This is a genomic window from Luteipulveratus halotolerans (assembly GCF_001247745.1).
Lineage (GTDB): Bacteria > Actinomycetota > Actinomycetes > Actinomycetales > Dermatophilaceae > Luteipulveratus > Luteipulveratus halotolerans.
Genome location: NZ_LAIR01000002.1, coordinates 2,084,598 through 2,103,247, shown reverse-complemented (window position 1 = coordinate 2,103,247; position 18,650 = coordinate 2,084,598). Strand labels below are relative to the sequence as shown.

21 protein-coding genes, 1 tRNA gene and 2 pseudogenes are annotated in these 18,650 nt (G+C 70.6%); 16 read left to right on the top strand and 8 right to left on the bottom strand.

Translation table 11 applies throughout. The features are described from left to right. Positions 1-29 precede the first annotated feature (29 nt). From VV01_RS10645 to VV01_RS10605, 9 genes are all read left to right on the top strand, one after another. The gene (locus tag VV01_RS10645) at positions 30-752 is read left to right on the top strand and encodes a TIGR03936 family radical SAM-associated protein (RefSeq protein WP_050669859.1); all 723 of its coding nucleotides are present in this window, start codon (positions 30-32) and stop codon (positions 750-752) included. 326 nt (positions 753-1,078) lie between these two features. Continuing rightward, positions 1,079-3,520 (top strand): Rne/Rng family ribonuclease, encoded by a 2,442-nt coding sequence (locus tag VV01_RS10640; protein WP_050669858.1) that lies wholly within the window; start codon positions 1,079-1,081, stop codon positions 3,518-3,520. 172 nt (positions 3,521-3,692) lie between these two features. After that, on the top strand, positions 3,693-4,001 hold the full coding sequence (gene rplU / locus VV01_RS10635; protein WP_050669857.1) for a 50S ribosomal protein L21: 309 nt from the start codon (positions 3,693-3,695) through the stop codon (positions 3,999-4,001). Positions 4,002-4,023: 22 nt separating this feature from the next. Further along, positions 4,024-4,305 carry a 50S ribosomal protein L27 gene (gene rpmA, locus VV01_RS10630; RefSeq protein WP_050669856.1) on the top strand — a complete coding sequence of 94 codons (282 nt, stop codon included), beginning with the start codon at positions 4,024-4,026 and terminating at the stop codon, positions 4,303-4,305. Between the two features lie 142 nt (positions 4,306-4,447). Next, positions 4,448-5,974 carry a GTPase ObgE gene (gene obgE / locus VV01_RS10625; RefSeq protein WP_050669855.1) on the top strand — a complete coding sequence of 509 codons (1,527 nt, stop codon included), beginning with the start codon at positions 4,448-4,450 and terminating at the stop codon, positions 5,972-5,974. A gap of 21 nt (positions 5,975-5,995) precedes the next feature. Then, positions 5,996-7,186 carry a glutamate 5-kinase gene (gene proB / locus VV01_RS10620; protein ID WP_050669854.1) on the top strand — a complete coding sequence of 397 codons (1,191 nt, stop codon included), beginning with the start codon at positions 5,996-5,998 and terminating at the stop codon, positions 7,184-7,186. Continuing rightward, complete coding sequence (locus tag VV01_RS10615; protein WP_050669853.1) at positions 7,183-7,977, top strand: DedA family protein; 795 nt, start codon at positions 7,183-7,185, stop codon at positions 7,975-7,977. Before proB ends, VV01_RS10615 begins: the two co-directional genes overlap by 4 nt. 54 nt (positions 7,978-8,031) lie before the next feature. Continuing rightward, the gene (locus tag VV01_RS10610) at positions 8,032-9,300 is read left to right on the top strand and encodes a glutamate-5-semialdehyde dehydrogenase (protein ID WP_050669852.1); all 1,269 of its coding nucleotides are present in this window, start codon (positions 8,032-8,034) and stop codon (positions 9,298-9,300) included. A gap of 17 nt (positions 9,301-9,317) precedes the next feature. Next, positions 9,318-10,010: a class I SAM-dependent methyltransferase gene (locus VV01_RS10605; protein ID WP_050669851.1), complete on the top strand. Its 693-nt coding sequence runs from the start codon at positions 9,318-9,320 to the stop codon at positions 10,008-10,010. Here the strand turns inward: VV01_RS10605 and VV01_RS10600 are convergent. Continuing rightward, positions 9,991-10,995: a glycosyltransferase family 2 protein gene (locus VV01_RS10600; protein WP_050669850.1), complete on the bottom strand. Its 1,005-nt coding sequence runs from the start codon at positions 10,993-10,995 to the stop codon at positions 9,991-9,993. The two genes, VV01_RS10605 and VV01_RS10600, sit on opposite strands and share 20 nt — an antisense overlap. Before the next feature lie 63 nt (positions 10,996-11,058). Between VV01_RS10600 and VV01_RS10595 the strand changes: the two genes are divergently transcribed. The 6 genes from VV01_RS10595 (at position 11,059) to VV01_RS10570 (ending at position 13,544) form a co-directional block, all read left to right on the top strand. Continuing rightward, positions 11,059-11,253, top strand: coding sequence for a hypothetical protein (locus VV01_RS10595; protein WP_050669849.1), 195 nt, complete (start codon positions 11,059-11,061; stop codon positions 11,251-11,253). Continuing rightward, a complete protein-coding gene (gene nadD, locus VV01_RS10590; RefSeq protein ID WP_269431147.1) occupies positions 11,250-11,858 on the top strand; it encodes a nicotinate-nucleotide adenylyltransferase in 609 nt (202 codons plus the stop codon). The genes VV01_RS10595 and nadD overlap by 4 nt, the downstream gene beginning before the upstream one ends. After that, positions 11,859-12,218 (top strand): ribosome silencing factor, encoded by a 360-nt coding sequence (gene rsfS, locus VV01_RS10585; protein WP_050669847.1) that lies wholly within the window; start codon positions 11,859-11,861, stop codon positions 12,216-12,218. It begins immediately after the preceding gene. After that, entirely contained in the window at positions 12,215-12,883 is a 669-nt protein-coding gene (locus tag VV01_RS10580; RefSeq protein ID WP_082220927.1) for a histidine phosphatase family protein, read from the top strand. The genes rsfS and VV01_RS10580 overlap by 4 nt, the downstream gene beginning before the upstream one ends. After that, entirely contained in the window at positions 12,880-13,374 is a 495-nt protein-coding gene (locus VV01_RS10575; protein ID WP_050669846.1) for a DUF4442 domain-containing protein, read from the top strand. The genes VV01_RS10580 and VV01_RS10575 overlap by 4 nt, the downstream gene beginning before the upstream one ends. Before the next feature lie 97 nt (positions 13,375-13,471). After that, positions 13,472-13,544, top strand: a tRNA-Ala gene (locus VV01_RS10570). Between the two features lie 127 nt (positions 13,545-13,671). On the opposite strand, the pseudogene VV01_RS24920 reads toward VV01_RS10570, so the two are convergent. Together VV01_RS24920 and VV01_RS10560 are read right to left on the bottom strand one after the other, a co-directional pair. Beyond that, a pseudogene (locus tag VV01_RS24920) lies at positions 13,672-14,430 on the bottom strand (zinc-binding dehydrogenase); the annotation flags it as partial. A 183-nt stretch (positions 14,431-14,613) separates the two neighbouring features. Next, positions 14,614-14,979 (bottom strand): MerR family transcriptional regulator, encoded by a 366-nt coding sequence (locus tag VV01_RS10560; RefSeq protein ID WP_050669845.1) that lies wholly within the window; start codon positions 14,977-14,979, stop codon positions 14,614-14,616. A gap of 90 nt (positions 14,980-15,069) precedes the next feature. Here VV01_RS10560 and VV01_RS10555 point away from each other — a divergent pair, with 90 nt between their 5' ends. Next, entirely contained in the window at positions 15,070-16,029 is a 960-nt protein-coding gene (locus VV01_RS10555) for a DUF3500 domain-containing protein (RefSeq protein WP_050669844.1), read from the top strand. Positions 16,030-16,113: 84 nt separating this feature from the next. Here VV01_RS10555 and VV01_RS24350 read toward each other — a convergent pair. From VV01_RS24350 to VV01_RS22810, 5 genes and pseudogenes are all read right to left on the bottom strand, one after another. Then, positions 16,114-16,545, bottom strand: a pseudogene (locus tag VV01_RS24350) (DUF6328 family protein); the annotation flags it as partial. Continuing rightward, on the bottom strand, positions 16,542-16,760 hold the full coding sequence (locus VV01_RS10545) for a hypothetical protein (protein ID WP_050669842.1): 219 nt from the start codon (positions 16,758-16,760) through the stop codon (positions 16,542-16,544). The gene VV01_RS10545 and the pseudogene VV01_RS24350, both read right to left, overlap by 4 nt. A gap of 38 nt (positions 16,761-16,798) precedes the next feature. Continuing rightward, positions 16,799-17,194, bottom strand: a complete 396-nt coding sequence (locus VV01_RS10540) for a rhodanese-like domain-containing protein (RefSeq protein WP_050671865.1) — start codon at positions 17,192-17,194, stop codon at positions 16,799-16,801. Next, the gene (locus tag VV01_RS10535) at positions 17,191-17,670 is read right to left on the bottom strand and encodes a cysteine dioxygenase (protein ID WP_050669841.1); all 480 of its coding nucleotides are present in this window, start codon (positions 17,668-17,670) and stop codon (positions 17,191-17,193) included. Before VV01_RS10535 ends, VV01_RS10540 begins: the two co-directional genes overlap by 4 nt. Positions 17,671-17,680: 10 nt before the next feature. Continuing rightward, entirely contained in the window at positions 17,681-18,649 is a 969-nt protein-coding gene (locus VV01_RS22810; RefSeq protein WP_197275022.1) for a GNAT family N-acetyltransferase, read from the bottom strand. Between the last annotated feature and the right edge of the window lies 1 nt (position 18,650).

Sequence of the window (18,650 nt, the reverse complement as noted above, 5' to 3'; positions counted from 1 at the left end):
CCACGCCCGCCCACGTACGCTCTGCGGTCATGGCCAAACGCGTTCCGGAGGGTCCGGCACCCGATCCCGCTGTCCAGAAGCTGCGCGTCCAGTACGCCAAGCGCGGTCGCATGCGGTTCTCCTCGACCCGTGACTTCCAGCGTGCCCTGGAGCGTGCGCTGCGCCGGGCCCAGGTGCCGATGGCGTTCTCCGCTGGGTTCCATCCCCACCCCAAGATCAGCTACGCCAACGCCGCACCGACCGGGACGGCGAGCGAGGCGGAGTACTTCGAGATCCAGCTGCGCGAACGCCGCGACCCGGAGCAGGTGGCGCGCGCCCTCGACGAGGCACTGCCCGACGGCCTGGATGTCATCACCGCCGTCGAGGCCACACCCGGTGCGCTTGCCGACCGCCTCGAGGCGAGTGACTGGCAGCTCGACTTCGCCGAGGTCACGGCAGCGGATCTGAGCGCAGCGGTCGAGAGGCTCCTGGCGCGCGACACCGTCGAGGTGACCCGGATGATGAAGCGTGGTCCGCGGACGTTCGACATGCGCGCCGCGCTGCTGGCCAGCGACGTCGCCGAGCACTCCGGTGGTGCGCGGTGGACGCTCACGCTGCGTCACACGACCCCGACCGTGCGGCCCGACGACGTGCTCAGCGGGCTGCGCGACGTGAGCGCGATCGACGTCGGACGGTCGCCGCTGATCACCCGCCTGCGTCAGGGTGTCCTCGGCGAGGACGGCGCCGTGTCGGACCCGCTCGAAACCGCTTGACATCGGTTCGTGTGCGATACTGACCCACGGTCGTGCAGCGTTCCACAGCGCCTGTACGCCCCGATCACGCCCCGACCGCGAGCGCGTGCCTCATCGCAGGCAGCCCGCACCGCGCGGGTGGCTGACGCCGCGATGCGAAGCCGCCGACCTGGGCTGGTCGGCGCCGCGGATCCGGTGACGCGCTCGACGCGAGCCACCACGGCGTAGCAGACGACTTCCGTCCCGTCGCGACGTGCGACCGGGCGGTGCAGCACCGCACACGCGGGCGTGTCGGACCCCACGGTCCGCGCTGTGGGCCGCACCGCGTGCTGACGGGAGGAGGGGTTTTGACCCTCGACTTTTCGGATCAGTCCGACACCTCGGACGAACAGCAGGACGACACCGCTGCAGAGGCGGTTGAGCAGGAGACCGACGAGGCCACCGAGACGGCCGACACCTCGGCCCCTGCGGCCGGTGGTGGCGCATCAGCGTTCGGTCTGCTCTTCCAGGCCCCCGAGCCGGTGCGCGTGCCGCGTCGCACCGAGGTCGTGCTCGACAAGGACACGACCGACCAGGACGACCAGGACGACGACACCGAGCGCAGCAGCGACGGCCCCGACGACAACGACGCGGACGACCAGGGCACCCAGGGCTCACGCCGGCGCCGCCGCGGCGGTCGCGGTCGCCGCGGTGGTGCGCGTGATGACCAGCAGGACTCCGAGTCCTCGAGCGGCACCGACGGTGACGCCACCCCCGGTCGAGGCAAGGGCAAGAACACCGCTCAGGACACGCAGGACGCCGAGACGACCGAGGACGGCGAGCAGGAGGCCGACGTCTCGGACAAGGACTCCGCCTCCGGCGACGAGGACACCTCGGGGGGCTCTCGCCGACGTACGCGTCGTCGTCGCCGCAGCGGTTCCGCCGGCTCCGAGAGCGACGACCCGCCCGGCACCGTGACCAAGGTCCGCGAGCCCCGCAAGGGTCGCGACGAGGTGACCTCCATCAAGGGCTCCACCCGCCTGGAGGCCAAGAAGCAGCGACGTCGTGAGGGTCGCGAGGCCGGCCGTCGTCGTACGGTCATCACCGAGGCGGAGTTCCTCGCCCGGCGCGAGAGCGTCGAGCGCACGATGGTCGTCCGCGAGGCGCAGGGCCGCACCCAGATCGGTGTGCTCGAGGACGGCGTGCTCGTCGAGCACTACGTCTCGCGCGAGACCCAGCAGGCGTCGATGGCCGGCAACGTCTACCTCGGCCGGGTCCAGAACGTCCTGCCCAGCATGGAGGCCGCGTTCGTCGACATCGGTCGCGGCCGCAACGCCGTCCTGTACGCCGGCGAGGTCAACTGGGACGCCGCCGGTCTGGAGGGCCAGCCCAAGCGCATCGAGAACGCGCTGAAGTCCGGTGAGAGCGTCCTGGTCCAGGTCACCAAGGACCCGATCGGTCACAAGGGAGCGCGGCTCACCTCGCAGATCTCTCTGCCCGGCCGCTACCTGGTGTACGTCCCCGGCAACTCGATGACCGGCATCTCGCGCAAGCTGCCCGACACCGAGCGCGCCCGCCTGAAGAAGATCCTCAAGGAGGTCGTGCCCGAGGACGCCGGCGTCATCGTCCGCACGGCTGCTGAGGGTGCGAGCGAGGCCGAGCTCAAGGCCGATGTCGAGCGCCTCACCAAGATCTGGGAGAAGATCCAGAAGAAGTCGCAGTCGGCGTCCGCGCCGTCACTGCTACACGGTGAGCCCGACCTGACGGTGCGGGTCATCCGTGATGTGTTCAACGAGGACTTCGCCAAGCTGATCGTCTCGGGCGACCACGCCTGGGAGCAGGTGTCGGACTACGTCGGCTCGGTCGCTCCCGACCTCGCCGACCGGCTCGAGAAGTGGACCGGTGAGAAGGACGTCTTCGCCGTCAACCGCGTTGACGAGCAGCTCGCCAAGGCCATGGATCGCAAGGTCTGGCTGCCGTCCGGCGGTTCGCTGATCATCGACCGCACCGAGGCCATGACGGTCATCGACGTCAACACCGGCAAGTTCGTGGGTTCGGGCGGCAACCTCGAGGAGACCGTCACCAAGAACAACATCGAGGCGGCCGAGGAGATCGTTCGTCAGATGCGCCTGCGCGACATCGGCGGGATCATCGTCGTCGACTTCATCGACATGGTGCTGGAGTCCAACCGCGACCTGGTCGTCCGGCGCCTGCTGGAGTGCCTGGGCCGCGACCGCACCAAGCACCAGGTCGCCGAGGTCACCTCGCTCGGTCTGGTCCAGATGACCCGCAAGCGGGTCGGCACCGGCCTGATCGAGGTGTTCTCCGAGCAGTGCGAGCACTGCGGAGGCCGCGGCATCATCGTCCACGACCACCCGGTCGACAAGGGCGGCAACGGTGCAGGCGGCTCCGGCGGCGGCAACTCCGGCAACGGGGGAAGCAAGAAGTCGCGCGGCAAGAACAAGGACCAGCAGGCCAAGCAGCCCCAGCAGTCCGAGTCGGAGGAGGCGACCGAGAAGGTCGACTCCAACGGTCGTACGGCCGCTCAGATCGCGGCTGCCGCGCACGCAGCGGCGCTGTCCGCCGGCGGCGACAAGGACGAGGCGGACACGGCCGTCGAGGCCAGCGTCGCGGAGCCGCCCGCGGTCACACCGTCGGTGAGCGCTCCTGGGCCGGTGTCCGAGGCACCCGCCCGGCGCCCGCGCCGCAAGCGCGCCCGGGTCGTCGCTCCCGCCGGGCCTCCCGGTGCAGCAACCACGACGGTCGAGACGGCCTCCGGCACCGACGGCGAGAGCCCCGCGGCCGACTGAGTTTGGTCATGTCGGGGCGCACCGGGTAGTCTTGATCCTCGGTGCGTCCCGTCGGCCGCCGCCTGTGTTTCCCAGCTTCACCTCACAGGTTCGAGCGCCTGCGCTCAGCGCAGGGACACCACCCCACGTTCTTCGTGAACTGACCCCTGAACGACTAGAGAGTGAGACAGACGTGTACGCGATCGTTCGCGCGGGCGGCCGCCAGGAGAAGGTCTCCGTCGGCGACGTCCTCATCATTGACAAGGTCAACGGTGAGGCCGGCGACAGCATCGACCTCACGCCGCTCCTTCTCGTTGACGGCGACACCATCACCAGCGACGCCGACAAGCTCGCCAAGGTGACGGTCAAGGCCGAGGTCGTGAAGCCTGAGAAGGGCCCCAAGATCACGATCATCAAGTACAAGAACAAGACCGGTTACCGCAAGCGCCAGGGTCACCGCCAGCCGCTGACCCGCGTCAAGGTCACCGCGATCGAGTCCTGAGAGACCTGAGGGAGAATCTGAGATGGCACACAAGAAGGGTGCGTCCTCGACCCGCAACGGTCGTGACTCCAACGCACAGCGACTCGGCGTGAAGCGCTTCGGCGGTCAGCTCGTCAACGCCGGTGAGATCATCGTCCGCCAGCGCGGTACGCACTTCCACCCGGGCCAGAACGTCGGCCGTGGCGGCGACGACACGCTGTTCGCGCTGTCCGCCGGTTCGGTCGAGTTCGGCACCAAGGGCGGCCGCAAGGTCGTCAACATCGTCGTGAACGAGACGGCTGAGCCCGTCGAGGCGATTGCCTGACCACAGCACCACCTTCCGCGCGAGGGGTCGGCCGATGGCCGGCCCCTCGCGTGCTGTGTTCCCACCGAGACCTCGGGCCGACGCCCGGCGTGCGAGGCTGTCCACGAGGACGGCGCGCGCATCCCTGACCAGAGGAGATCCCATGGCCACCCAGTTCGTGGACCGCGTCACGCTGCAGGTCGTGGCCGGCAACGGCGGTCACGGTGTCGCCTCGGTGCACCGCGAGAAGTTCAAGCCGCTCGGAGGACCTGACGGCGGCAACGGCGGGCGCGGCGGTGACGTCGTCCTCGAGGTCGACCTGCAGTCGACGACGCTGCTGGACTACCACCGCAGCCCCTACCGCAAGGCGACCAACGGCAAGCCGGGTGCGGGCGACGAGCGCAACGGTGCCGACGGCCAGGACCTGGTGCTGCCGGTGCCGGAGGGAACCGTCGTCAAGGACGCCAACGGCGAGATCGTCGCCGACCTGGTCGGTGGTGGCACGCGCTTCGTGGTCGCGCACGGTGGCCGGGGTGGTCTCGGCAACAAGGCACTGGCGTCGCCACGGCGTAAGGCGCCGGGCTTCGCACTGCTGGGCGAGCCGGGCGAGGAGCACAGCATCGTCCTGGAGCTGAAGACGCTCGCGGACGTCGCCCTGATCGGCTTCCCGTCAGCAGGCAAGTCCAGCCTGGTGTCGGTCATGTCGGCGGCCAAGCCCAAGATCGCCGACTACCCGTTCACGACGCTGGTGCCCAACCTCGGCGTCGTCACCGCGGGCGCCGAGCGCTACACCATCGCCGACGTCCCAGGGCTGATCCCCGGCGCGAGCCAGGGCAAGGGCCTCGGCCTGGAGTTCCTGCGGCACGTCGAGCGGTGCTCGGTGCTCGTGCACGTCATCGACTGCGCGACCCTGGAGCCCGGCCGCGACCCGATGAGCGACCTCGACACGATCGAGCGCGAGCTGGCCGAGTACGTCCCGGACGCCTCGCTCGGCGGCAAGCCCCTGTCCGAGCGCACCCGCATCGTCGTCCTCAACAAGGCCGACGTGCCCGACGCTCGCGAGCTCGCCGAGATGGTGCGCCCCGACCTGGAGGCCCGCGGGCTGGAGGTGCACGTCGTCTCGGCGGTCGCGCACCAGGGCCTGAAGGAGCTGTCCTTCGCGCTCGCCAAGCATGTGGCGACCGCGCGTTCGGAGGTGGAGGTCGCTGAGCCGACCCGCATCGTCCTGCGTCCCAAGGCCGTCGACGACAGCGGCTTCGAGATCCGCAAGGAACGCACCGCGGACGGCGAGATCTTCCGGATCGTCGGCGACCGGCCGACGCGATGGGTCCGTCAGACCGACTTCGCCAACGACGAGGCGGTCGGCTACCTCGCCGACCGGCTCAACCGCCTCGGTGTCGAGGAGGAGCTGTTCAAGGCCGGTGCCGTGCCGGGGTCCACCGTGCTCATCGGGCCGGTCGACAACGCGGTGGTCTTCGACTGGGAGCCGACGATGGCCGCCGGTGCCGAGCTGCTCGGCGCACGAGGCACCGACCTGCGCCTGGACGAGCACCACCGTCCGACGAGGGCCGAGAAGCGCGACGACTTCCACTCGCGCAAGGACGCCCAGCGCGAGGCGCGCGAGTCGTTGCAGGCCGAGCGCGAGGCCGGTATCTGGACCGAACGCCCGCCGGTCGAGTCCGACGACTGAGCGACAACTAGGCTCCTACCGATGAGCGCCGAGCAGACCACGACGCGCGCGGTGATCGCAGCCGCGCGCCGCGTCGTCGTCAAGGTCGGGTCGAGCTCGCTCACCGACGGTGCCGGTGCCCTGGACCCGGACCGGCTGGGTCGTCTGGTCGATGTGCTGTCGGCTCGACGCGCCCAGGGCAGCGAGATCGTGCTGGTCTCCTCGGGTGCGATCGCAGCGGGCATCCGTCCGCTCGGCCTGGCCCGTCGGCCCCGTGACCTCGCCACGCAGCAGGCTGCGGCCAGTGTCGGGCAGGGTGCTCTGCTGGCTGCCTACACCACCTCGTTCGGGCGGCACGGGCACACCGTCGGACAGGTGCTCCTGACGGCGGACGACGTCACCCGGCGTACGCACTACACCAACGCGCGCCGCACGCTGGAACGTCTGCTGACCCTGGGCGTTGTGCCGGTCGTGAACGAGAACGACACGGTGGCGACCCACGAGATCCGCTTCGGTGACAACGACCGGCTCGCGGCGCTGGTCGCCCACCTGGTCGACGCCGACGCGCTGGTCCTGCTCTCCGACGTCGACGCGTTGTACGACGGCCCGCCCAGTCGCGCCGGCACGAGCCGCATCCCACAGGTGCGTTCGCTCGACGACCTCGACACCGTCGAGATCGCCGGATCGGGGTCGTCGGTCGGCACCGGCGGGATGCAGACCAAGGTGGAGGCGGCGTCGATCGCGACATCGGCCGGCGTACCCACGGTCCTGACCTCCGCTGACCACGCGCGCGAGGCGCTCGTAGGAGACGACATCGGCACGTTGTTCCACCCGACCCACGGCCGCGGCCGGGCTCGTCGGCTCTGGCTCGCCCACGCGACGACGCCTCGCGGTCGGCTGGTCCTGGACGCCGGCGCCGTCGCGGCCGTCAGCCGTCGGGGCAAGTCGTTGCTGCCGGCCGGCGTCGTCGCCGTCACAGGTCGCTTCGCGGCCGGTGACCCGGTCGACCTGGTCGACGACCAGGGCGAGGTCGTCGCCCGCGGACTGGTCAACTACGACGCCACCGAGCTGCCCGGCATGCTCGGGCGGACCACGCACGATCTCGCCCGCGAGCTCGGCGCCGAGTACGAACGCGAGGTCGTCCACCGCGACGACCTCGTCGTGCTGCGCAGCAGCGCCGCACGGTCGCGACACACACGAGATTCCGGACGCGCGGGGGGAGAGCTCACGTGAGCTCAGGCGACAGTCACACACACGACACCGAGGAGTCGGCACCTGCCGGTCTCGACGGCGCCACCTCGGCGAGCGAGGTCGCCGGCGAGGAGTCGGTCGCCGAGGGCCGGGAGTGGTGGGAGGACCCGCGGCTGCCGTGGAAGGGCAAGCCGAGCCGCACCGACCTGTGGTGCTGGGGCGCCATCTCGCTGATCGGCATCTACGGTCTGGTCACGCTCCCGCTGCGACCGATCATCCTGGGGCTCAACCCCTACGCGTTGGCGGCCGTCAACGGCTCGTCCATCGCCATGGTCGACATCGGAGCCGGTCTGCGTCTGGGCGGCGAGCCCCACTGGTGGTTCGGTCTGCTGCTCGCGACGTTGTCGGTGATGAAGTTCGACTGGATCTTCTGGTGGGCCGGACGGCTGTGGGGCCACGGCATGATCGAGGTCATCGCCGGACGATCGCGCTGGGCGGCGCGTACGGCCCACCACGCCGAGCGGCTCGCGCGCCGGTTCGGGTCGGTCGCGCTCTTCCTGGTGTGGTTCATCCCGTTCGTGCCGAGCGCGATCATCTACGCCTTCGTGGGCAACGCACGGATGAGCCTGAAGAAGTTCCTGCTGATCGACTTCCTGGGCGCACTCGGCAACCGGACGATCTACTTCTACCTCGGCTACCGCATCGGAGAGCCGGCCAAGGACGTCGTCGACCTCATCGGCAAGTACAGCTGGTACATCTCCATCGCCCTCATCGTCGGCATCTTCGCGAGCAGCGCACTGCGCGGCCGACGCAGCACACCCGCGCGCCGCTGACCGCACTGCGAAAGCCCGTCGGTCCGAGGGCGTACGCCGACGTAGGCTGACCTGATGCAGAACTCTCAGGCCCGGGTCGACAACGCTGCCAAGGTCGCTCGCGTGGCGAGCCGAAGGCTGGCGCTGCTCCCGCGCGCCGACAAGGACGCCGCACTGCGCGCTCTCGCCGACGCCATCGAGGCCGGTGCCGATGACGTCGTGCGCGCCAACGAGCGCGACCTCACGCGTGGCGACGCGGCCGGTATGCCGGCCAACCTGCAGGATCGCCTGCGCCTCACGCCCGAGCGCGTCAGCGGCGTCGCCGACGCCCTGCGCGAGCTCGCCGCCCTTCCCGACCCGATCGGGGACGTCGTACGCGGCTCCACCCTCGCCAACGGTCTGCAGGTGCGGCAGATCCGCGTGCCGATGGGCGTGGTGGGCATGATCTACGAGGCGCGCCCCAACGTCACCGTCGATGCTGCCGGCCTGGGCCTGAAGTCCGGCAACGCGATGATCCTTCGGGGCGGCTCGGCCGCGGCCGCCACCAATGCCGCGCTCGTCGAGATCATGCGCACGACCCTCGCCCGGATCGGCCTGCCCGCCGACACCGTCCAGCTGCTCGACGGAGGACGCGAGGACGTCGGCGCGCTGATCACGGCTCGTGGTCTGGTCGACCTGGTCATCCCGCGCGGGGGCGCCGACCTGATCCGCACCGTCGTGACGCAGGCGACGGTGCCGGTGATCGAGACCGGTGTCGGCAACTGTCACGTCTACGTCGACGCCGAGGCCGATCTCGACATGGCCCTCGCGATCGCGGTCAACTCCAAGACGCACCGCCCGAGCGTGTGCAATGCGGCCGAGTCGCTCCTGGTCCATCAGTCGGTGGCCGCGGACTTCCTGCCCAAGGTCCTTGCCGAGCTCGGCGGCGCCGGCGTACTCCTGCACACCGACGAGCAGGCGAGTCTGGCCGCCCAGGCGGCCGGGGTGTCGTGCGAGCCGGTGACCGACGCCGACTGGGCTGCCGAGCACCTGGCGATGGAGCTGAGCGTCGGCGTGGTGCCGAGCCTGGACGCGGCACTGGACCACATCGCGCAGTACGGCACGCAGCACACCGAGGCGATCGTGACCCAGGACCGCAAGGCAGCACGGCGGTTCACCTCCGAGGTCGACGCCGCGGTCGTGATGGTCAACGCCTCGACGCGTTTCACCGACGGCGGTGAGTTCGGGTTCGGTGCCGAGATCGGTATCTCCACCCAGAAGCTGCACGCGCGCGGGCCGATGGCCTTGCAGGAGCTCACGAGCACCAAGTGGGTTGTCGAGGGTGACGGTCAGGTGCGCGTCTGACCCTTAGGGTGTCGGCCATGGAAGGCACCGAGGTACGCAAGCTCGCCCAGCTCGAGGACAAGCACTGGTGGTACGCCGAGCGGCGTCACCTGCTCGCCAAGGCCATCTCGGGCATGACGCCCGGGCGCGCGCTCGACATCGGGGCGGCCGGTGGCGGCAACACCCGCGTGCTGGTCGAGCACGGCTGGTCGGCGAGTCCGCTGGAGTACGGCGCGGACGGCGCCGAGGTCGCCGCCGAGCGTGGCCTGCCCGTGATGCGCGCCGATGCCATGCGCCTGCCGCTGCAGGACGAGGCGCTCGACCTGGTCGTCGCGTTCGACGTGCTCGAGCACCTCGAGGGCGACGACGCGTGTGCCCAGGAGGTACGCCGGGTGCTGCGCCCCGGAGGGACCTTCCTGGTGGCGGTGCCGGCCGATCCGCGCCTGTGGTCCGCCCACGACGAGGCGGTCGGCCACGTCCGCCGCTACACCCGCGAGACCCTGCTCAGCCTGCTGCAGCGCAACGGCTTCGAGATCGACAGCATCGAGTCGTGGATGGTGCTGCTGCGTCCCGCCGTGGCCCTCAAGCGGCGTTCGAGCAGCGGCAGCGACCTGGACGACCCGCCGGCGGTGGTCAACGCTGCACTGAAGGGCGTCGTGACGTTGGAGCGCTACCTGCCCGTCAAGAAGCTGCCGGGTGTGAGCCTTGTGGTCAGGGCGCGCCGGCCGTAGTCGGGCTGTCCTGCGATCGACCGCCTCGGACCTGCAGGTCCGGGGCGGTCTGCGTTGCCATGAGTGAGTCGTAGGCGACGTAGTAGGTCGGGCGGGCCTGTTGGGTGGTGTAGATGCGGCCGACGTACTCGCCGAGGATGCCCAGGCACAGCAGCTGGAGGGCGGCGAACCCGGCGACGATGACGACGGTCGAGGTCCAGCCCGACAAGGGGTCGCCGCTGATCTTGACCCCGATGGCGTAGATCAGCATCGCGAACGCGACGACGAAACCGCCGATGCCGAACCAGGTGGCCAGCCGCAGCGGTGCGTGACTGAACCCGGTGATGGAGTCGAGGGTGAGCTTGAGCATCTTGGACAGTGGGTACTTGGAGTCGCCGGCCGCGCGGTGGTCGCGCTTGTAGCCGACCTCGGCCTCGGGGAAGCCGAGGGTCGGGATGACCAGACGCAGCACACGGTGATGCTCGGGCAGCGCGTTGACGGCGTCGACGGTGGCGCGCGACATGAGGCGGAAGTCGCCGGCGTCCATGCGCAGGTCGTCACCGCCGATGACCTGCATGAGCTTGTAGAACCCGCGGGCCGTGGTGCGCTTGAACGCCGAGTCGGTGGACCGGTCGGTGCGGACGCCGTAGACGACGTCGGCGTGCTGCTCGCGACCGGTGGCGAGCATCGCGGCGAGGGTCTCGGGCGGGTCCTGCAGGTCGGCGTCGATGGTGGCGACCCACTGGCCGCGGGCGGCCGCCAGCCCGGCGGAGATGGCGGCCTGGTGCCCGGAGTTGGCGCGCAGGCGGACGACGCGCAGCTGGGGCCACAGGCGCAGGAACTTCTGCAGCAGGACCGGGGTCTGGTCGGCCGAGCCGTCGTCCACCGCGACGACCTCGTAGGCGATGTCGAGGTCGTCCAGGACGGGGCGGAGGCGGTCGACGAAGAGGGGCAGGACCTCTTCCTCGTTGTACATGGGTACGACGACAGACAGCTCCGGAGTCATAGTGCGATCAGGGTAGACGACCGAACCGCAAGGACTCTGGCGACACCAAGTAGGCTGCGCCCCATGTCTTCGTCCTTGATCTCCTTCGCAGCCGAAGGGGGCGAGCACGGCGGTCGTGAGCTGCCGATGCCCCCGATCGGCTACGGCCTCGTCGCCATCTCCTTCTTCCTGGTCCTGCTCGCCGTCCTGTGGTCCTTCCGCAACACGGCGGCCAAGCTGGGCGACCACGACCAGCAGCGTCACCAGGGTCACCACTGACCGTCCGGCTCGGGGTCATGGGTGGCACCTTCGACCCCATCCACCACGGCCACCTGGTCGCGGCGAGCGAGGTGCAGTCTTTGCTCGACCTCGACGAGGTGGTCTTCGTGCCGACCGGGCAGCCGTGGCAGAAGGCCGACAAGGACGTCAGCCCTGCTGAGCACCGTTATCTGATGACGGTGATCGCGACGGCGTCCAACCCTCGGTTCACGGTCAGCCGGGTTGACATCGACCGCCCTGGGCCGACCTACACCCTCGACACGCTCAAGGACCTGCGCGCGCAGCGCCCGGACGCCGAGCTGTTCTTCATCACCGGCGCCGACGCACTCGCACAGATCCTGTCCTGGAAGGGCGTGGACGAGATGTGGGACCTCGCGCAGTTCATCGGGGTGACGCGCCCGGGGCATGTGCTGTCCGACGACGGACTGCCCAAGGAGCACGTGACTCTCAAGGAGGTTCCTGCGATGTCGATCAGCTCCACTGACTGCCGCGACCGGGTCGCCGACGGCGAGCCGGTCTGGTACCTCGTGCCCGACGGTGTCGTCCAGTACATCGGTAAGTACAACCTCTACCGGCCCGGTGCCGGAGAGCTTCAGGAGGACTGAGTGGCTGCGACCGCACGCGCCATCGACCTGGCCCGCGCTGCAGCGGCCGCTGCCCAGGACAAGCTCGCCACCGATGTGATGGCGATCGACGTCAGCGACCAGCTCGCGCTCACCGACGTGTTCGTCATCGCCTCGGCGGAGAGCGAGCGTCAGGTGTCGGCCGTCGTCGATGCCGTCGAAGAACGCCTGCACGAGCTGCAGGCCAAGCCCATCCGCCGCGAGGGGCAGCGTGAAGGACGCTGGGTGCTGCTCGACTTCGGTGACATCGTCGTGCACGTCCAGCACGAGGAGGACCGCGAGTTCTACGCACTCGAGCGGCTGTGGCGCGACTGCCCGCCGATCGACCTCGACGAGGCATGAGCAGCCCGCAGCCACCTGCCCACGGCCCGTCCGAGCGGCTCATGCGCGCCGGCACGCGTCGACGCCGCATCGTGGTGTGGCGGCACGGTCAGACCACCCACAACGCAGCCGGCATCTGGCAGGGACAGCTCGACACCGACCTGTCCGACCTGGGCCGCGAGCAGGCCCGCGCCGCGGCGCAGGCGCTCACTGCGCTGGAGCCCGCACGGATCATCGCCTCCGACCTCAAGCGGGCGGCCACGACCGCCCAGGCGCTGGGCGAGGCCAGCGGTCTCACGCCGTCGTACGACGAACGCCTGCGTGAGATCCACGTGGGGGAGTGGCAGGGCCTCACCGCCGGCGACGTGGCCGAGCGCTACCCCGAGCTGCAGGATGCGCTGGCACGCGGCGAGGACCTCGCTCGTGGCGTGACCGGTGAGACGCTCGCGCAGGTCGTCGAGCGCGCGGGTGCCCTCGCGGACGAGGTGGCCGAGTCGATGGCCGACGGCGAGACCGTCGTCCTCGCGACGCACGGCGTCACCGGGCGTGCGCTGGCGTCGTACCTCGTCGGCATCGACCAGAGCGTGGCGTGGATGGCCCTTGCAGGGCTCCACAACTGTCACTGGGTCGAGATCGTGGAGCACCGCTTCGGCTGGCGCATCGAGCGATGGAACGTCGGCGCATGAGTACGCAGTCGAGGTTCGGCTCGCGCAAGCACCTCAGCCCCGGTGTGCTGGCCCGGGTCATGAACTACTGGCCGCCGCTGCTCGGCACCGGGATCCGGGTGCAGGAGATCGCCGACGACTGGACCTACGCGCGGGTCAAGCTGCCGCTGACCCGCCTCAACCGCAACCAGCACGGCACGGCGTTCGGCGGGTCGATCGGCGCGATGTCCGATGCGTTCTACGCACTGCTGCTGATGCACCAGCTCGGCAAGGACTACAAGGTCTGGGACCAGGCCGCGCAGATCGACTACGTCAACCCGGGCATCGGCACGATCTACGCACAGTTCGAGATGCCGCCGAGCGTCGTGGAGCAGATCCGGGCGACCTGCGACCGGGGCGAGAAGGTGCTGCACTGGTTCGAGACCGACCTGACGTTGCGTGACGGCACCGTCGTCGCGCGCGTACGACGGCAGGTCTACGCCCGCAAGAAACGCGAGGCGATGGCCGCCTGATCGGCCCTCATCGCAGCGCCCGGACCTCGATTTGGTCGTGGCCGACCGGACTGGCTACAGTATGCCGGTCGCCGCGAAACGCGGAGATACACGACCTGGGGCTGTGGCGCAGCTGGTAGCGCACTTCCATGGCATGGAAGGGGTCAGGGGTTCGAGTCCCCTCAGCTCCACCCAGGAGAAGAACGGCCCTGGTCCGCACTGCGGACCAGGGCCGTTCTCGTGTCTGCGGCTAACGGTGGTGAGGCCGGATGCGAGGTGGCCGAGTGCGGTCGGACCGGCGCTGAGCGGGTGCACGACCGGTGTGCCCGGCACGCACACACCCTGTGCGATCAGCGACCGGAGCTCGGCGAGCAGCTCCTCGCGCAGCGTCGGAGACCTTTCCATCAGCGCCCCGATGTGCAGGCCGGCGACGTGAACGGGGTGGGCGAAGACCAGGTCGTGCGTCGAGATCGTCGTCTCACCCGATGCGGCCCCGTGGACGACGACGCGCCCGGTGAGCGGGCGCGCGGCTCGGAGGCTGGACGGCAGGGTCGTTCGGCCGACCCCGTCCAGGATCAGGTCGGCTCCGTTGCCCCCGGTCAGGCGCAGGATCTCCTCGGCGAGGTCGGGCCGGCGACTGTCGAGGACGTCCTGGACGTCGAGAGCGCGGACCGCATCGTGCTTGCCCGGGGAGGCCGTGGCGATCACGCGTGCTCCGTAGTGTCGCGCCAGACGGACGGCCGACTGACCGACGCTGCCGGCCGCGGCGTGCACGACCACGACATCTCCTGCCGTGACCGCGCCCAGGGAGCGCAGCGCTGCGAGGGCGGTCGCCCAGCTGAGCACGAGCCCGACCGCCTCGACGTCGCTCCAGCCCGAGGGGACCTGCAGGGCGCTCGCCGCGGGCAGCGCGACGTACTCGGCGTACGCCCCCGTCCCGGTGCCGAGCACGTGCGTGCCGAGCGGCAGCATCGGGGAGCCGTCCTGGGGGCCGTGGGCGACGATCTCGCCGACCGCCTCGAAGCCGGCGACGTAGGGCGGCTGCGGCCCGCCTCCGTACTCGCCGCGGCTGCGCATGACGTCGGCGAAGTTGAGGCCGGCCGCACCGACGCGCACGAGGTACTCCCCGCGACGTGCAACGGGTCGTGGATGGTCGGGGTCGAGGGTGAGGGCGCGCGGGCCGTCGAAGGACTGCTGCACGAGGGCCCGCATGGTGTCGCCTGAGGGGTGATCCGTGGTCATGCCCGGACCTTACGAACCTCACACGGGTGGCAGGGTCAAGCCCGAGCGGACCCGTGACGTACGAACTCGTCGAGCGCCTCGTTGGTCGACGAGGCGTTCGATACGGCGCTCGATGCGGTCGCGGAAGCGGATGACCTCGGCGAGGAAGTCGTCGTGGTACGCCGGACCGTCCGTCGCGTCCCGGGTGAGGGCCGCCGCGACCAGACGCACCGGCAGGCCGGCGTCGAGCAGGAACCGGATCGTCTCGACGCGTTCGAGGGTCGAGGTGCAGTAGTCGCGGAACCCGTTGGCGAGCCGACCGGGCTCGATCAGACCGACGGCCTCGTAGTGCCTCAGCGACCGTGCGCTGGTTCGCGTCGCCCTGGCTGCCTCGCCGATCTGCATGGCCTCGTCAACGACTGAGCCGGTCGAGTTCTTCCGCGGCTCGCGGCTGCCGGCGTGGCTAAGGTCGAGGTGGGTCCCACAGGAGGCGAGATGTCCGATCGCGATGTCGTGGAGTCGATGTCCGAGCTCGTCGCGGCGCTGATGACGTCGCTGTCGTCGCAGCAGCGTGCGCAGGTCGCAGGTGCCCTGGACGACCCGCGGCTGCGTGAGTGGACGTACCTGCCCGGCGACCGTCCCGGTCTCCCGCTCGCCGATCTCGACGCGGAGCAGCATGCGCTCGCACTGCGCCTGGTCGCGTCCACGGAGTCAGCCGCGGCCGCAGGCCGAGCAGTCGGCGCCATCGAGACCGAGCGCGTACGCCGTACGCTCGCGGCCGGCGTCGAGCCGCCCGCCGGGTCCGACCGCTACTGGCTGCGCGTGCTCGGCACGCCGGGCGAGCAACCGTGGGGTTGGCGCATCAACGGGCACCACCTGGCGGTGCATGTCGTCGTGGCGGCGGGGGAGTGCTCGGTGACGCCGCAGTTCGTCGGCGCCGAGCCCGCGGTCCTGCCGGACGACAGCCCTTGGCCCGGGCGACGTCTGCTCGGAGCCGAGGAGGACCTCGCTCGCGATCTGCTCGACGCACTCGAGCCCGACCGCCGCGCCCAGGCGGTCGCGGGTGACCGTGCTCCTGCCGACATCCTCACCGGCGCCGACCCTGTCGCTGATCCGTCGGTGCTGCCCGCCGGCCTGGCCCGCGGTGACATGGAGCCCTCCCAGCAGGCCCGTCTCGACGACCTCGTGCGGCGCTACCTCGCCAGAGCGCCCGATTCGCGCGCCCGAGCCGCGTGGACCGCCGCCGAGGGGGCCGGTCTGGACCGCATCCGGTTCGGGTGGGCAGGCTCCGTCGAGCCGGGAGTGGGCCGGTACTACTGCATTCACGGCCCGACGCTGCTCATCGAGTACGACAACACCCAGGACGACGCCAACCACGCGCACTCGGTCTGGCGCGACGTGACCCACGACTGGGGCGGCGACCTGCTGCGCAGGCACCGCGCCGAGCAGCACTGAGCGTCCGTCGGTGCTCAGTCCGGCTCGTCGGGACCGTAGTCCGCATGGGTGCGCGCGCGAGCGGATCTGCAGCGGCAGGGCCCACCACACGCCCGCGAACCCCACCAGCGTCAGGCCGCCGGCGATCCATCCCGCGGGCGAGCCGAGCACGACCTGGAAGATGAACGTCGCCACCGCAACCATGGCCAGCGCGAGGACGGCCAACCCGGTCTGGGCGAGCACCGCGGAGGCGGTGACGAGGTCGTCACGGACCCGCCGGCGAAACATCACGCGATGCATGCTGACCGGCGCCACGATCAGGGCGGTCGCCAGCAGGGTGAGCACCAGACAGACGAGGTACAGCGTGCGCTCGGCGTGACTCAGCACCGAGAACCGCTGCTGGAACGGCACGGTCAGTAGGAAACCGGTCAGGATCTGCACGCCGGTCTGGACGACGCGCAGCTCCTGCAGCAGCTCCGACCAGTGGCGGTCGAGTCGCTCGGCCGGTGACTCCTCGCGTCCGTCGCCCGGGCTCACGAAGACGCGCCCAGGGCGTACTGCACGGCGGCGGGGTCAGCGCTGGTGAATCGCTCGACCTCAGGCCCGTCGCAGCGGCACAGGGCGATGATCGCGCGGTCGGCGTCCTGCTGCACGACCCGACACGTGCCGCCGAAGTCGACCCACCGGTGTACGCGGTCGAGGTCGGCGACGACAGGACGACTGCTGCTCGTCGCGGTGTCGTCCGGGGGCATCGGTCGCACCTTCCGTCAGGGTGTTGCAGACCTGCCCATCATGCATCGCCTCGGGTCGGGAGCCCAGCCTCACGCCATGCCCGGAAGCCGCCGATCACGTCGGTGGCGTCCGGCAGACCGACCCGCTGCAACGACTCGGCCGCGAGCGATGACGCGTAACCCTCCTGACAGAGCACGATCACCCGAGACCCGTTGTCCGCCTGAGGGATTCGAGCATCGCTCGCTGGGTCGAGGCGCCACTCGAGCACGTTGCGCTCGATGTGGAGCACGGGGACGTCGACCTCGCCCTCCGCCGCACGCTGGGCGACCGGTCGGATGTCGACCAGCAGCGCACCCTCGCCCAGGGCGTCGTACGCCGTCTGCGGGCTCACGCGGTCGAGACCGGCCCGCGAGTCGTCGAGCACAGCGTCGATGCCGGTACGCCGCTCGCTCACCACTGCTCGCCCTCGTCGACGTCGGCGACCGCAAGACGTCCGTCGGTCAGCGTGTACCGCGTCATGGACGCCAGGTTGGGGGAGTACGCGTGCACGGACAGGGCCGGCCGTGCGCCGACGTTGCGCACGTCGTGGATGTGGGTGCCGGAGAACATCCGCAGGTCACCCGCGCCGAGGCGTCGCCGCTGCTCGCCCGCAGCCCAGGAGTGCTCGTCGAGGCTGCCGCGCACCACCCGGAACGCGCCGATCGCGCCGCCGTGGTCGTGCCAGCCCGTGCTGGTGCCGGGTGGCCAGGCGATCACCCACACCTGCAGCTGCGGGGTGCTCGTGACCTGGTGCCAGGTGCGCTCGGTGGCGTCGAGGTCGACCAGCTCGGCCAGCGCGGGGTCCTCCGCGAACAGCCGCAGCGTCAGCAGCAGGTGCGAGCGGGTGACCTGACCCGTGCTGGGCCTGGTGGTCTCAGAGGTCGTGGTCATGTCGGTCCTCCTAGGCGGGCTGGGCGACGTCGGACGTCGCCGGGTGGGCATGCAGGGTCTTGGTGAAGACGTGGCGACCCACCGACTCCGGTGTGTCCTCGAGGTCGAACCCGGGGCGGTAGCCGGCAGCCAGGTAGAGCGCTCGTGCCTCGGGCTGACGCGGGCCGGTCGAGAGGAAGACCCGGTCGTACCCGAGGTCCGCAGCCGCGATCTCGAGCTCGTCGATGACCCGGCGCCCGAAGCCCTGTCGCCGCACGCTGCTCGCCGTCCACACGCGCTTGATCTCGGCCGTGTGGTCGTCGAAGCGGCGGATCGCGCCGCCGGCGACGGTACGACCGCCGCGCAGCAGCACCACGAACGTGCCTCGCGGCTCGACGAAGTCGGTGGCCGGCACCTCGGTGAGGGTGGTGTTGGCCGTCTCGCGTGCGTAGCGGGTGGAGTACTCGACGCGCAGGTCGGTGAGCAGGTCTGCCAGCTCGGGCGCGTCGTACGGCACGCGACGGGCGATGACCGGCGCAGGTGCCTGGGAGGAGGCGATGCTCTCCTGCGCGTGCCCCAGTACGGCGGCGAGGAGTGCGTCGACATCGCGCTGGACCGTGGTCGCGGCCGTGCTCGACAGCACGAAGCCGCCGTCCTTGTACAGCAGCACCTGGTGGCGTTCCAGGGGAGTCGCGCGGATCACCTGCGCGGCAGGCTCCGGGAGCCGTTCGATGAGCGCGGTCGCGGTCTCCTCGATGTCGCCGGCGTGCGTGCCGACCACCAGTACCGCGTGCGCACCCGATGCGAGCACCGCGCGCCGGACGTGCTCGCCGACCGCGTCGCTCGCGACGACGACCGCGTCGGCGGCCGTCGGTTGAGGTGTGCGCGAGGCGACGTCGACCCGGTGGCCGAGCGACTGCAGCCGACGCTGCACGTACGTCGCGACGGCGCCGATCTCGGGCGCGTGCGCCGTGTCGTCCAGGACGAGGAAGGTGGGCATG

Excerpts from the sequence above, each read along its gene's own strand:
- VV01_RS10580 (WP_082220927.1), top strand. The coding sequence starts at position 12,215 with ATGAGCAGCCCGCAGCCACCTGCCCACGGCCCGTCCGAGCGGCTCATG.
- VV01_RS10555 (WP_050669844.1), top strand. The coding sequence starts at position 15,070 with ATGTCCGATCGCGATGTCGTGGAGTCGATGTCCGAGCTCGTCGCGGCG.
- VV01_RS22810 (WP_197275022.1), bottom strand. The coding sequence starts at position 18,649 with ATGCCCACCTTCCTCGTCCTGGACGACACGGCGCACGCGCCCGAGATC.
- VV01_RS10560 (WP_050669845.1), bottom strand. The coding sequence starts at position 14,979 with ATGCAGATCGGCGAGGCAGCCAGGGCGACGCGAACCAGCGCACGGTCG.
- proB (WP_050669854.1), top strand. The coding sequence starts at position 5,996 with ATGAGCGCCGAGCAGACCACGACGCGCGCGGTGATCGCAGCCGCGCGC.
- rpmA (WP_050669856.1), top strand. The coding sequence starts at position 4,024 with ATGGCACACAAGAAGGGTGCGTCCTCGACCCGCAACGGTCGTGACTCC.
- VV01_RS10605 (WP_050669851.1), top strand. The coding sequence starts at position 9,318 with ATGGAAGGCACCGAGGTACGCAAGCTCGCCCAGCTCGAGGACAAGCAC.
- VV01_RS10645 (WP_050669859.1), top strand. The coding sequence starts at position 30 with ATGGCCAAACGCGTTCCGGAGGGTCCGGCACCCGATCCCGCTGTCCAG.
- VV01_RS10595 (WP_050669849.1), top strand. The coding sequence starts at position 11,059 with ATGTCTTCGTCCTTGATCTCCTTCGCAGCCGAAGGGGGCGAGCACGGC.
- obgE (WP_050669855.1), top strand. The coding sequence starts at position 4,448 with ATGGCCACCCAGTTCGTGGACCGCGTCACGCTGCAGGTCGTGGCCGGC.
- VV01_RS10600 (WP_050669850.1), bottom strand. The coding sequence starts at position 10,995 with ATGACTCCGGAGCTGTCTGTCGTCGTACCCATGTACAACGAGGAAGAG.
- VV01_RS10535 (WP_050669841.1), bottom strand. The coding sequence starts at position 17,670 with ATGACCACGACCTCTGAGACCACCAGGCCCAGCACGGGTCAGGTCACC.
- VV01_RS10575 (WP_050669846.1), top strand. The coding sequence starts at position 12,880 with ATGAGTACGCAGTCGAGGTTCGGCTCGCGCAAGCACCTCAGCCCCGGT.
- VV01_RS10610 (WP_050669852.1), top strand. The coding sequence starts at position 8,032 with ATGCAGAACTCTCAGGCCCGGGTCGACAACGCTGCCAAGGTCGCTCGC.
- VV01_RS10545 (WP_050669842.1), bottom strand. The coding sequence starts at position 16,760 with ATGCCCCCGGACGACACCGCGACGAGCAGCAGTCGTCCTGTCGTCGCC.